Source organism: Lautropia mirabilis, assembly GCF_900637555.1.
GTDB classification, from domain to species: domain Bacteria; phylum Pseudomonadota; class Gammaproteobacteria; order Burkholderiales; family Burkholderiaceae_E; genus Lautropia; species Lautropia mirabilis.
Map to the genome: position 1 here is coordinate 1,006,221 of NZ_LR134378.1, position 12,615 is coordinate 1,018,835.

General features: G+C 65.8%; 11 protein-coding genes and 1 other RNA gene. 9 read left to right on the top strand and 3 right to left on the bottom strand.

Translation table 11 applies throughout. The features are described 5' to 3' along the window. Positions 1-5: 5 nt before the first annotated feature. Both EL249_RS04120 and EL249_RS04125 read right to left on the bottom strand, forming a co-directional pair. Entirely contained in the window at positions 6-464 is a 459-nt protein-coding gene (locus EL249_RS04120) for a DUF3293 domain-containing protein (RefSeq protein WP_169311689.1), read from the bottom strand. 5 nt (positions 465-469) lie between these two features. Next, positions 470-1,309: an SH3 domain-containing protein gene (locus EL249_RS04125; RefSeq protein ID WP_005674168.1), complete on the bottom strand. Its 840-nt coding sequence runs from the start codon at positions 1,307-1,309 to the stop codon at positions 470-472. 127 nt (positions 1,310-1,436) lie between these two features. Between EL249_RS04125 and EL249_RS04130 the strand changes: the two genes are divergently transcribed. Further along, the gene (locus EL249_RS04130; protein ID WP_126348076.1) at positions 1,437-2,510 is read left to right on the top strand and encodes a DUF3025 domain-containing protein; all 1,074 of its coding nucleotides are present in this window, start codon (positions 1,437-1,439) and stop codon (positions 2,508-2,510) included. On the opposite strand, the gene EL249_RS04135 is transcribed toward EL249_RS04130, so the two are convergent. Next, positions 2,511-3,062 (bottom strand): hypothetical protein, encoded by a 552-nt coding sequence (locus tag EL249_RS04135; protein ID WP_005674166.1) that lies wholly within the window; start codon positions 3,060-3,062, stop codon positions 2,511-2,513. Between the two features lie 212 nt (positions 3,063-3,274). On the opposite strand from EL249_RS04135, the gene rnpB reads away from it, so the two are divergent. The 8 genes from rnpB to mraY all read left to right on the top strand — a co-directional run bounded on the left by rnpB (position 3,275) and on the right by mraY (position 12,613). Beyond that, an RNA gene (gene rnpB, locus EL249_RS04140) (RNase P RNA component class A) lies at positions 3,275-3,681 on the top strand. Positions 3,682-4,298: 617 nt separating this feature from the next. Further along, positions 4,299-4,733, top strand: coding sequence for a division/cell wall cluster transcriptional repressor MraZ (gene mraZ, locus EL249_RS04145; protein WP_005674165.1), 435 nt, complete (start codon positions 4,299-4,301; stop codon positions 4,731-4,733). Positions 4,734-4,754: 21 nt separating this feature from the next. Then, positions 4,755-5,726 (top strand): 16S rRNA (cytosine(1402)-N(4))-methyltransferase RsmH, encoded by a 972-nt coding sequence (gene rsmH / locus EL249_RS04150; protein WP_050782077.1) that lies wholly within the window; start codon positions 4,755-4,757, stop codon positions 5,724-5,726. Between the two features lie 13 nt (positions 5,727-5,739). After that, positions 5,740-6,012 (top strand): cell division protein FtsL, encoded by a 273-nt coding sequence (gene ftsL, locus EL249_RS04155; RefSeq protein ID WP_005674162.1) that lies wholly within the window; start codon positions 5,740-5,742, stop codon positions 6,010-6,012. Further along, positions 6,012-7,997: a peptidoglycan D,D-transpeptidase FtsI family protein gene (locus EL249_RS04160; protein ID WP_005674161.1), complete on the top strand. Its 1,986-nt coding sequence runs from the start codon at positions 6,012-6,014 to the stop codon at positions 7,995-7,997. The genes ftsL and EL249_RS04160 overlap by 1 nt, the downstream gene beginning before the upstream one ends. Continuing rightward, on the top strand, positions 7,997-10,036 hold the full coding sequence (locus EL249_RS13470) for a Mur ligase family protein (protein WP_005674160.1): 2,040 nt from the start codon (positions 7,997-7,999) through the stop codon (positions 10,034-10,036). Before EL249_RS04160 ends, EL249_RS13470 begins: the two co-directional genes overlap by 1 nt. Then, entirely contained in the window at positions 10,029-11,444 is a 1,416-nt protein-coding gene (locus EL249_RS04170; RefSeq protein ID WP_005674159.1) for a UDP-N-acetylmuramoyl-tripeptide--D-alanyl-D-alanine ligase, read from the top strand. The genes EL249_RS13470 and EL249_RS04170 overlap by 8 nt, the downstream gene beginning before the upstream one ends. Then, positions 11,444-12,613: a phospho-N-acetylmuramoyl-pentapeptide-transferase gene (gene mraY, locus EL249_RS04175; RefSeq protein WP_005674158.1), complete on the top strand. Its 1,170-nt coding sequence runs from the start codon at positions 11,444-11,446 to the stop codon at positions 12,611-12,613. Before EL249_RS04170 ends, mraY begins: the two co-directional genes overlap by 1 nt. Positions 12,614-12,615: the final 2 nt, after the last annotated feature.

A 12,615-nucleotide genomic window follows, 5' to 3' on the forward strand; every position in this document is an offset into this window, starting at 1 on the left:
GCGGGTCAGGATGGCTGGGTCAGCATCCGGGCGATCTCGGGATGCCAGACCAGTCGGCACCCCTCGTTGGCATCCAGCCGCACCGCCGCATTCTGACGAAACAGCTGAAGCCATTCATCCAGCAGGGCGGGGGGCATGTCGAAGACGCAGAAGCCCGGTTCTGGCTGCCAGCTGCCTTTGGGGTCTTCACCCCGGGCGGGCAGCCAGGCCAGATTGCTGTGCAGGATGGTGGTCTGCAACCGGGCCTGCAGGGCGTCGTTCTCGGCACGGGCCAGCTCCTGGCCGAAAGGATTCCAGGCCGTCAGGATGCTGGCCGACGTGGCACCATGACGGGCCAGCCACGCCCGGTGCTGCTGACCGCTGTCACCGATGCGCAGGCAGACCGGGGGGTGATCTTCGGCCAGGTAGTCGGTCTGTTCATAGGCCTGGATGGTTTCGGCCGAGGGTCGCAAGGGAGTAGGCAAGCCGTTCATTTCAGTGCCCGACCTCCCGGAGTGATGATCTGCTGACCGGGCAGGGAGCGCTCGCCCGACCGCTCCATGGGCAGTGGTGCGGGGTCGGGGAAGTCGGGCGAGGGACGCAGCGGATTCACGCGCGGCGGGCGCTGCTCCGGCATGCGGGGAACTTCATAGTATTCAGGCACCTCGTAGACGGGCGCCGGGCGGTACACGGGGGCCGGCCGGTAGACGGGGGGCGCCTGGTAGACCGGGGCCTCGTACACGGGAGCGGGCGCATAGATGACCGGCGGGTCCACATACACGGAGGGGCCGGGTTCCACATAGACCGGATACGGCTCGTATTGCGGCCGGGCGCGCCAGGTGCGCTCCACTTCAATGGTGGTGTTGCCGATCCGGCTCTGGACACGGTAAGCGTTCAGCTCCTGCGCGAAGCGCGGATCATCGAACCAGGGCTGGTTGCGATAGTGCGCCATCCAGTACGGTCCGAGCGCGAAGCGGCTGACGGGCACGCCCACCGTCGGCCCCACCACGGGGACCGGTCGGCCATAGCCGTCCACCATGATGCTCAGATTGCGGGCATTCATCCAGCCCCGAAAGCCGTTGGCCGCCACGTCACACCAGCCGAAGTCTGGCAGGCAGCTCAGGATGTTGACGCTGGTCTGCGGCGTCAACCGCTCCAGCTGTGGGTAGTCGGGGGCAGGGCCGGCGTACAGGCCGGAAATCTGGACCGTGAAGGCCTTGGTCTGGCGGGCGTGTGCCGCCTGGGGCGCAGCCAGGCTGGCCAGGGCCAGAGAGGCTGCCGCGACGCAGCCCAACGTGCCAAACCGATGCGCAAAGACCGTCTGGAACATGGTTGCTCCTGAAAGGGGCCTGCCGAAGGCTGGCCAACACCGCAAAAAACGGGATGTCAGGGTACCGGGTTGACCCGGCTTTGTGGTGGAATTGTTATGGTCGCGTAGGCAATGTGTGAAGCCCACCATGAAGAGTTCACGAGTGTCGGTGCCCCTGCTTCGACGGCTGGCCAGTTCCGGCTGGCGTCACCCGGGCTTTGCGCCTTACTGGCCGCTGTTGCGTCGCCTGCGTGACATGGCGCTTGAGGCGGCGGGAGAACGCGCCGCAGCCTTGTTGCTGGTGCATGAGGAAGCAGGGCTGGATGCCGCTCCTGAAGAAGACGATCCCTCAACCTGGGACGCCGAGCACTGGTTGCCGTTCATGAACCGGTTGGCGGTCTGGCGCGGCCTGCGTTCGGTCCGGGGCATGTCCCTGCGGTTCGTCTCGGGCAGCGACGTGGGCGCCGTGGATTATGAACGCAGCATTCTGGAAACCGGCCGGGTTCCGTGCAAGCCTCTGGGGCTGGGTGCGCGGCACGACTTCCATAATGCCCTGGTCTGGCTGCGCTTTCCGCGTCTGAAGGCTGCCATCAACTGGCTGCATTGTCAGCAGGCGGAAAGTGAGGCGCTGCAAACCGGTAATGAACCTGAGCGGGAGACCGTGTCTTCTGCTCATGTGGCGTCAGGTGCGTCCACCGGCCAGAAGGGGCGCCGAGGCCGGGGGCCTTTGCGCGATGCCCTGACCTTGCTGGATGAGAATGGTGCATTATGGCCAGCGCCCGCGCCAGAATGGGTGCGGATGCTGGAGGCGCGGGAATGGTGCAGCCTCTTCGTCGAGCGTCGGCAGGCGTTGATGGGCGGCACGTCTGAATTACCGACAATGCGCGACGATGCTCATGCCGGTGAGGTGCTGAGCCTGGTCTCAGGGCCAGCGCGGAATGCGCCCGTCATCGTCGGGCATGGCTTGCTGGAGAAGCTTCACCGTCCCTACAAGTCCATGACGGCCAAGCTGCTGCCGTGTCCGGACCCCCGGTACGGCCTGGACCGGGGCACGGCTGCCCGGCTGTGCGAACTGGCCGGGCAGCAGGCGCTGCGCCCGGCCTTGTTGCTGCCATTGCCACTCCAGGGTTGGCCAGGCTGGGATCCGGCCAATGCGGATCCTGCCTTCTATGCGGACGAGAGGATCTTCAGGCCACTGCGCCCGGCTGCCCTGGATGGTTGATCACTTCGGGGGCAGATCGGTGCGCGCCATCGGGGCAGGCACCTTGCGGAACGAGTTGGCTCCACGGCCGCCCCGACGGGCGCCCTGGCGTCCGTTGTCGCCGCCCATGGCCATCATCGTCCGGTCGCTTCCGCTCTCGGGAATGCTCAGGCGCATCTGATAGGGGCTGTTCGGGTCGCCCATCACGTTCACCGTCAGCAGGATCTGCGGTGCCGTCACATCTTCTTCCGAATGGAAGATCACGTACGGCGACGCATCCGGCCGCATGATGACGAAGTTGCGGGCGACAGGGGCACGGAAGCCCTCGGGCACTTCGGCATTCTCCACCAGGAAGGCAACGGCAGAGGCCCGGTCGTTGGGCGTGCCCTCGAAGGGCAGCAGTACCTTCAGCGGCTGTCCACGTTCGGACAGCACGACCGGCTCACCGAAGTTGACCGGGTACTCGACGGCCTGGGCCGGCAGGCTGGCGGCAGCCAGGCCCGCGCCCGCCACGGCGGCCAGCATCGTGCGCGACAGGCTGCCAGCCAGTGCGCGCTTCAGAAGACGTTTCATCAGCAAGATCCTCGTTGGGAGATCCGCGCCAGCATCCGGTTTCAGCCCTTGCCTGTCGAGGCAGAGTGGATGAATGGTTGGCCACGCACGGCGGGTTGCCGTCGGCGGCCGGATGCCGACGGCCGGCCGTGACGGAATGCCGGTGTGTCGTGTCGCTGGTGGAAAGTCCCCGAAGCCACCGGGTTCGGGCATCTGGTGTTACATTCCCGGCCGGAGCGGGTCGGACGGTCGCCGGGGCAACCCGGAGGAAGGTCCGGACTCCTGCGGGCAGGATGCTGGCTAACGGCCAGGCGCCATAAGGACAAAGTGGGGCGGCGTCCCACTTTGTCCCCAAAGCGACGGACAGTGGCACAGAAAACAGACCGCCCGGCAGCTCAGCCTGCCGGGTAAGGGTGAAAAGGTGGGGTAAGAGCCCACCGCGCGGCTGGTGACAGGCGTGGCACGCCAAACCCCATCCGGAGCAACATCATGTAGGCACGCGACGCAGCCTCGGCTGCACAGGGCGCCCGCCCGAGCGTGCGGGTGGATGGCTAGAGCCGGCCGGCAACGGTTGGCCCAGATGAATGACCGTCACACCTTCCCAGGTGGACAGAATCCGGCCTACAGACCCGCTCCATCCCTTCTTTTCCGGGCCTTGGGCCACGCCCCCTCGTGGCATTGTCCGGCTTGGTGCAAGCCCCTTCGTCTGTCAACCCTTGCTGCTTTCCCGGGCAAAAAGGTTGTCATGACGCATGGCAAAAAGGCTGCGTCGCCTGTCGTCTTCGTGCCGAGATCGGTCGCGGCGCCACCACAGGCCGCATGAACGGCTCATTCTTTAGCCAGGAAGGCAACGCTTCAACGACCGTTCGTCGGCTGGAAATACCGCCGATCGCCCCCGGTTTTTTCACAATCGTTGTAGAAGTGTTGCAAATAACTGCCAATTAGTTGATGGCTTACTTTCAGTGACGCCGCTAAGTGCGTGAAAAGTGGTCGGACGGTTGCTTTTCCAGGATGAGCGATCTTCTGTAAGTCATTGTCATAGCAGGAAAAAACACTTTCTCCTGATTTGACGCTGCCCGGAACCCCTCGTATTCTTCGATCTGGTGGGGATTTGTGGGAAAAGGTGGGCCACGGTGGGAAAATTCACCGAAGGCGTACCTCTCGCAGGCCCGCCACCACCGTCGAGGTGGCAGCGCAGCCTGGTCCGGATCGGGCCGGCATCGCCGCCGCCCATTCATCAACCGGGTTGGTAAGCCAATGTTCGAAGGGAGCTTCCCGCTGTCGCTGGATGCGAAGGGTCGTCTGACGATCCCGTCGCAGTGGCGCGGTGTGCTCGAAGAACAGGGCGTGCGCAAGCTCGTGCTGACCCGGCACTTTGGTGATCTTCTGCGGATCTACCCGCTGCCGGAATGGGAGAAGGTACGTGAGCACATCGCCTCCGTGCTGACCTCCAAGGACGACCGTATCCGTCGTCTGCTGATCGGCTCGGCAGAAACCGTGGAGATGGATGGTGCAGGACGCATCCTGGTCAGCCCGATCCTGCGTCGGGCCGGCAAGCTCGATCGCAAGGTGGTCATGGTCGGAGACCTGACCCGCTTCGAGCTGTGGGATGAGCAGATTTGGGAAGCCTATCTGGACAAGCAGGCTGCGGCCGGCTTGCCGGAAGACTTGGGCGACATTCCGGGCCTCTGAACGATGGAAGGAGGTGCGGACATGGACCGGGAGGGTTTGTCGTCGGGGGCGCATCTGCCCGTGCTGCTGCACGAGGCGGTCGCGGCCCTGGCCATCCGCCCGGATGGGGTGTACGTGGACGGCACGTTCGGACGCGGGGGGCACAGCCGGCACATTCTGCAGGCCCTCGGACCGAAAGGCCGTCTGTTGGCGTTGGACAGGGATCCGGAAGCAGTGGCAGCAGCTCGGGCATGGAAACAGGAAAGCGGTGACGCACGGTTCGAGATCGTGCACGCCCGCTTCTCGTCGCTGGACGAGGTGCTCGATGCGCACGGACTGACGCACATCGACGGGCTGCTGCTGGACCTGGGCATCTCGTCGCCGCAGGTCGACGATCCCCGCCGGGGCTTCAGTTTCACCGGCGATGGTCCGCTGGACATGCGCATGGATCCGACCGTGGGCCTGTCGGCGCATGAATGGCTGATGCAGGCCACGGTCGAACAGATTACCGAGGTATTGAAAAGAGATGGTGACGAACGGTTTGCTTTTCCGATTGCAAAGGAGATTGCTGCTCGCCGCGACCAGACCGACGGCCAGGGCATTCAGACAACACGACAGCTTGCCGATCTCGTGGCGGGGGTCATCCGTCGGCGGCAAAAGAATTCGGCGAAAAATCCGGCCACACGCACCTTTCAGGCTCTACGGATTCACACCAATGACGAAGGCGGCGAGCTCGCGCGGGTCCTGAATGTCGCCCTGCGGCGCCTGGCCACTGGCGGGCGCCTGTCCGTGATCAGCTTCCATTCCAACGAGGACCGCGTGGTCAAGCAGTTCATCGCACGTCACGCTGGCCGTGATGCCGAGCGTCACCCCGTGACCGGCGCATGGCTGGCCGAGCCGCTGCTCAAGTCCCTGGGACGCGTCCTGCCCGGCGAAGCCGAGGTGGCGACCAACCCGCGGGCGCGCTCGGCCATCCTGCGTGTGGCCGAACGGCTGCCGTCGGTGCTGCATTGAGGAGCGCACGGACATGATGCTCAACCGGATCAATATCGTGCTGGCCGTCCTGCTGATGATTGCAGCCCTGCTGCTGGTCACGGCCCAGAACCGTGCACGGCGCCTGAACACGGAGATGGAGCAGGCCCAGGGTCAGACCCGCGAGCTGGAAGTTCGCTTCTCCCAGCTGCAGATCGAGATCACCCGACTGGCCAAGCCCTCGCTGCTGGACGCCCGTGCCCGACAGGACCTGGGGATGATTGCGCTGACCCCCGAGCGCACGATTTACCTGAGAGGAAGTCGCTGATGCCCAAATCAGTCAAATTCGCCGCCCCGCACCTGCTGCAGGCGCGTTTGCAGCTGTGGCGCTCGCGTTTCATGTTCGCCCTGCTGTTCGTGGCGTTCTCGGCGCTCTGCATCAAGGCGTTCTACCTGCAGACGGCTTCCAAACCCTTCCTGCAGGCACAGGGTGCCCAGCGCTACGAGAAGACCATCGAACTGCAGGCCAACCGCGGCCGCATTCTCGACCGTCACGGCGTCGTGCTGGCCTCCAGCCTGCCGGCACGTTCCATCTGGGCCTACGCCGACCGCGTGGACCTGTCTGACCCGCGCCTGATGGACCTCGCGCGCCTGCTGGGCATGAAGCCGCAGGATCTGCAGGCCAAGCTTACCCATGGTGACCGCAGCTTCGTCTTCCTCAAGCGCCAGGTCGATCTGGACACCGCCGAGCGGATCGCCGCGCTGCGCATCCACGGCATCGGTCAGGACAGCGAATACAAGCGCAACTACCCCGAGGGCGAAATCGCCGCACACCTGGTGGGCTTCACCGACCTGGCTCATGTGGGTCAGGAGGGTCTGGAGCTTGCCTTCCAGTCCACGCTGGCCGGCAAGCCGGGCAGCCGTCGTGTCGTGCGTGACGGCAGCGGCCGCATCATCAGCGACATCGACCAGATCAAGGAGCCGCAGGACGGCCGCGACCTGAAGCTGACCATCGACTCGCGCATCCAGTACCAGGCCTTCCAGGCCGTCAAGGAAGCCGTCGCTGCCCAGCAGGCCAAGGCCGGTGCTGCCGTGGTGCTGGACGCCCGCAACGGCCAGATCCTGGCGCTGGCCAACTGGCCGTCGTACAACCCGGCCGACCGCCGCACCCTCAACGGCAACGGGCTGCGCAACCGCGCCATCACCGACCTGTACGAGCCGGGTTCCACCCTGAAGGTGTTCACCGCCGCGCTGGCGCTGGACAGCGGTCGCTATTCGCCGTCGTCGCTCTTCGACGCCCGCGAAGGCTTCATGAAGATCGGTCCGGACATCATTCGTGACGCACACCGCAACAAGGAACTGCTGACGCTGCAGCAGGTCATCCAGAAGAGCTCCAACATCGGCACCGCCAAGATGGCGCTCAGCATGCCGCCCGAGGACCACTGGAAGATGCTGGATGCCGTCGGCATCGGTCAGGCGCCCCGCATCGGTTTCCCCGGTGCTGCCGCAGGTCGTCTGCGTCCCTATACCAAGTGGAAGCCCATCGAGCACGCCACCATTTCCTACGGGCATGGCCTGTCGGTGTCGCTCCTGCAGATGGCACGCGCCTACACCATCTTCGCGGGTGGTGGTGAGGTGTTGCCTGCCCAGCTGATCATTCCCGAAGAAGAGCGTCGCGTTCGTGCCATCCAGGTGTCCGCACGTGGCGGTGCCGCCCTGGGCGCCGGCTTCAACGCTCCCGTGCGTGGCACGCCGGTCATCCGTCCGCAGACGGCCGCCACCATGCGCCACATCCTGGAGATGTCAGCGGGCAACAAGGATGCCGTCAGCCGGGCAGCCGTGCCGGGCTATCGCATCGGCGGCAAGACCGGCACCACCAAGAAGCTGGAAGGTGGCCGCTACGTCAAGAAATACGTCAGCTCCTTCATCGGCATGGCGCCCATGTCCAACCCGCGTGTCATCGTCGCCGTCATGATCGATGAGCCGGGTGCCGGCAAGTACTACGGTTCGGACATCGCTGCGCCGGTGTTCGCACGTATCACGGGCGAGGCGCTGCACACGCTGGCCGTCGAGCCCGATGCCCCGTTCGAGACAATGATCTCCCCGATCAGCCCCGAGCTGGTGGTGGGGCCTGGCAGCGTGCCGCGCGCGCCGGGTGATGTCGGCCGCGTCCAGAATGTCAGCGTGCCGCGTCATACGCTCATCCCGCCGGCCAAGGGCAGACCCAAGACCTCATCGGCCGATGAGGGCAAGCCTCGCCTGGCCGTCCGGCAGGAGAACGAACGCCCGGGCAGTGGAAGGGGAGGGGCCTGATGGCGGAGTCCCCGAACGGCCTCAAGGGCCTGGTCGAGCCGACGGAACTGGTCGCCTGGTTGCGGGAGCATCTTCCTGCCACCGGGCGTCTCGTTTCCGACAGCCGCCGCGTTGGCAAGGGTGATGCCTTCTTTGCGCTGCATGGTCGGCGCCAGGATGGCAGCACCTTCATCGCGCAGGCGGTGCAGCAGGGTGCGGCCGCCGTCGTCGTGGCCATCCCGGCGCAGGCCTGCCAGGCAGAAGACGCTGCCGAAGGGGACGTGGTGCAGGCCGAGCACGCCGCTTGCGGGAATTTCGATTACTTCAAGAATCTGCCGACGCTGCCGGCCGGCATCCAGGTGCCCGTCTGCTACGTGCCGTGCCTGGGTAGCCAGCTGGGTGCACTGGCCGACGAGTATTACGACCACCCCAGCCAGGTGCTGGATGTGGTGGCTGTCACCGGCACCAACGGCAAGACCAGTACTACCCACTGGATCGCCCAGGGGGTGAACGATCGTCTGGCACGTACCGGCGACGCCCAGGCTGTTGATGCGAATACGCCGAGCCGTCCTGCCGCCAGTGCCTCAACGCAGCGTCCTGCCGAATTTGCCGGTCTGGTCATCGCCCTGGATGGTGATGCCGATGCCGCCATGCAACCCGGCCGAGGCCGGGGTGTCGTCATCGGTACCAACGGAGTCGGCACACCCGGGGCATTGGAATACATCGGCCTCACCACACCTGATCCGCTCACGCTGCAGACGCTGTTCCAGCGCTTCCGCGCAGACACCGAAGCGCCAGTCGGTGTGGTGGCCATGGAAGCCTCGTCGATCGGGCTGGTGCAGGGGCGCATGCAGGGTACCTGCATCCATACGGCCGTCTTCACCAATCTCACCCGCGACCATCTCGACTACCACGGTTCGATGCAGGCCTACGGCGCCGCCAAGGTCGGGCTGTTCTCGTGGCCCACGCTGCAGGCAGCCGTCGTCAACCTGGGTGATCCGCTGGCAACCGAGATCATCGAGGTGCTGCATCGCCATACGGCGGCACCGCGCATCATCGGCTACTGGGTGAACAATGCCCATGGCGCACCGCAGGCCGGCCAGGCTGACGCAGCCTTCCAGGCCATGGACGATGACGCCCGTGCACGCCTGCGTCGCTTCTACGAACTGGCCATGCGCTGCGACGAAGTGCTGGAACTGGCCCTGGACCGGGACAGCAGCCAGCACGTGCTGATGATGTTCCCCGGCAGCGTGGTGAAGACGCTGCTCCAGCTGCCTGAAGTGGGGGCCGACCCGGTGGCCTCCAGCGGCGGCGCAGGTTCCGTCCATGGACGCCAGCAGCGCCTGCAGGCGATGTTCCGCAACGTCGCCACGCTGCGCTTGAATGTGCTGGGCCGCTTCAACATGGAAAACGCGCTGGCTGCGGCCGGTGCGTGGCGTTCGCTGGGCTGGAACTTCCCGGCCATCGTCGAGGGTCTGCATCAGCTGCACCCGGTACCCGGCCGGATGGAAATTGTTGGTCTGCCGGCCGCGCAGGTGTCTGATGCAGGCGAGGCCGCTCCCGCCGCAGCCATCTCCTCGACGGCATGTCCGCTGGTGGTGGTGGACTACGCCCATACGCCTGACGCGCTCACCAACGTGCTGGCTGCCCTGCGCGACATCGCCGGGCAGCGCGGTGGGCAGCTCTGCTGTGTCTTCGGTGCCGGCGGTAACCGTGACCGGGGCAAGCGCCCCGAGATGGCGCGTGCCGTCGAAGCGGTGGCCGATCGTGTCGTCGTCACCAGCGACAACCCGCGTGACGAGGATCCTGCACAGATCATCGCTGATGTCTGCCAGGGGCTGTCGAAGCCGGCCTGGCGCACCGAGGCTGATCGGCGCGTTGCCATCGACGCTGCCATTGCGCAGGCTGCACCGGCCGACGTGGTGCTGATCGCCGGCAAGGGCCGCGAGACCACGCAGGAAATTGCTGGCGTCTTCCATCCGTTCTCTGATCCTGAGTTCGCCGCGCAGGCCCTGGCCTCGCACTGGGCGCTCAAGACCCGGGAGGTGCCCCATGCTTGATCTGCGCACCGTCTACCAGTGGCTGCCCAACGTCACGATGTTCGGCAGCGGTGCCGAGCGCTTCACCGGCATTTCCACCGATTCGCGCACCGTGCGCCCCGGTGACCTGTACATCGCGCTGCGCGGCGACCGCTTCGATGGCCATGCTTTCATTGACGCCGCCATCGACGCCGGTGCGGCCGCCGTGCTGACCGAAGTGTTCCCCGAGCGCGTTCGCGTGCCCACGCTGTGGGTGCCCGATACCCGCCGTGCGCTGGGTGCGCTGGCGGGCGGCTGGCGTCGTCGTTTCGAGTGCCCGCTGATTGCCGTCACCGGCAGCAACGGCAAGACCACGGCCAAGGAAATGATCGCCGCCATTCTGGTGGCGCACCTGGGCGCAGAGGCGGCCTTTGCCACGCGCGGCAACTTCAACAACGACATCGGTGTTCCGCTCACGCTGCTGCGGCTGAGTGATGCCCACCGCATGGGCGTGGTCGAGATGGGCATGAACCATCCGGGCGAGATCGCCGGCCTCGCCGCCATGACACAGCCATCGGTGGCGCTGGTGCTCAATGCCCAGCGTGAACACCAGGAGTTCATGGATGGCCCCGAGGCCACCGCCCGTGAGAACGGTACCGTGTTCGGTGCACTGGCGGCCAGCGGGGTGGCCGTGTTCCCGGGCGATGACCCCTGCACGCCCATCTGGCAGGCGCTGGCACAAGGGCAGCGTGTGCTGAACTTCGGCCTGGTGGCCGATGAGGCAGCGCTGGAGGCTGATGTGCAATCGACGCCGGATGCCGGAACGCCCTATCTGTCCGTGGCTGCGGCCCGTGATGCGCGTCCCGAGCATTTCCGCGCGCGCCTGGGTGAGGCCCTCGTCGACATCCGGCTCAACATCGCCGGCCGTCACAACGTGCGCAATGCACTGGCTGCCGCAGCCTGCACGTTGGCGCTGGGGGTTCCTGTCGAGGCCATCGTGCGCGGTCTGGCTGCCTTCGAGCCGGTCAGCGGTCGCTTGCGGCGGACGCACACCGCGCAGGGCGTGCCCCTCATTGATGACACCTACAACGCCAACCCCGATTCGATGCGTGCTGCCATCGACGTGCTGGCCGACCAGCCAGCCCCGCGCCTGATGGTGATGGGCGACATGGGCGAGACCGGGGCACAGGCCGAGGCCTTCCACCGCGAAGTGGGTGAATACGCCGTCAGTCGGGCCATCGAGCAGGTCTGGGCGGTTGGCAAGGACATGAAAGCTGCAGCCCAGGCAGGTGGCGTGCAGTACTGGGAGACGGTCGAGGCGCTGCTGGCGGAACATCCGCAGGCGCCGGCCGGCATCGCCAGCATTCTGGTCAAGGGATCGCGCTTCATGAAGATGGAGCGCGTTGTCCGGGCGTGGGCCGAGACGGCCTCGCCGCAGGGAGAACATTGATGCTGTTGCTGCTCACGCAATGGTTGGCCAACGAATACCGCGTTTTCTCGGTATTCAACTACATCACGCTGCGTGCCGTGCTGGCCACGCTCACGGCGCTCTTCATTGGCCTGCTGTGTGGTCCGGCCGTCATTCGTCGTCTCACAGCCATGAAGATCGGCCAGGCGGTCCGGCAGGACGGCCCGCAGACCCACCTGGTCAAGTCCGGCACGCCCACCATGGGCGGTGTGCTGGTGCTCATCGCCGTGGGCCTGTCCACGCTGCTGTGGGCGGACCTTTCCAACCGCTTTGTCTGGGTGGTGCTGCTGGTCACGCTGGGTTTCGGCCTGGTGGGCTGGGTCGATGACTACCGCAAGGTCGTTCACCACGATCCCAAGGGCATGTCGGCGCGCGAGAAATACTTCTGGCAGAGCGCACTGGGGCTGCTGGCGGCCTTCTATCTGGCCTTTGCCATTCCCACCCAGTCGGTGGCCGAGGCCTTCCAGCTCTTTCATCAGTGGATGAGCAGCGGCTTCTCGCTGCCGCTGCCCGAGACCACCGACCTGCAGATCCCCTTCCTCAAGGAATGGAACATCCCGCTGGGCGTGGCCGGCTTCGTGGCGCTGACCTATTTCGTCATCGTCGGCACCAGCAACGCCGTCAACCTCACGGACGGGGCGGACGGCCTGGCCATCATGCCGGCGGTGCTGGTGGGCGGTGCGCTGGGCATCTTCGCCTACGTCACTGGCAACGCGGTGTTCGCGCGCTACCTGCTCATTTCCTATGTGCCGGGCGCTGGCGAGCTGATCGTGCTGTGCGGCGCCATCTTCGGGGCGGGGCTGGCCTTCCTGTGGTTCAACGCCTATCCGGCCCAGGTCTTCATGGGCGATGTGGGTGCGCTGGCGCTGGGCGCCGCGCTGGGCTGCATCGCCGTCATCGTCCGCCAGGAAATCATGCTGTTCATCATGGGAGGGGTCTTCGTGGCCGAAACCGTCTCCGTGATGCTGCAGGTGTCCTGGTTCAAGTACACCAAGCGCCGTTATGGCACTGGCCGGCGGATCTTTCGCATGGCGCCGCTGCACCATCACTTCGAGGTGGGCGGCGTGAAGGAGTCGCAGGTGGTGGTCCGCTTCTGGATCGTCACCATGGTCCTGGTGCTGTTTGGCCTGTCTTCCCTGAAGCTGCGTTGACA